General features: G+C 70.8%; 1 protein-coding gene. It reads right to left on the bottom strand.

The genetic code is table 11. The features are described 5' to 3' along the window. Nucleotides 1-288, bottom strand: a 288-nt coding sequence (locus tag AC5Y30_RS25540; protein ID WP_499922106.1) for a condensation domain-containing protein, incomplete at both ends; no start/stop codon positions are given.

The raw sequence follows: 288 nt of genomic DNA on the forward strand, positions 1-288 counted from the left end.
GTGCGGGCCAGTTCGTGCAGGGCGGTGGTGGTGTGTTCGGGCAGCCGGTAGGTGGTGGTGTGGCGTGGGCCGGGCTGGAGCCGGCCGGGCGGGCCGAGCAGGGTGGGGGTGTCCAGCCCGGCCAGGATGTCGGCCCAGGCGGTCTGGGCGGCGTGCTGGTCGCGCTCGGTCAGCCAGTGAATGAACCGGCGGTAGGGGATCGGGGCGGGCAGGGGTTGTTGGTGGTAGGCGGCGAAGATTTCGCCGAGCAGGATCGGTAGTGACCAGCCATCGATGACGATGTGGTGG

The organism is Mycobacterium sp. NGS27 (assembly GCF_059813005.1).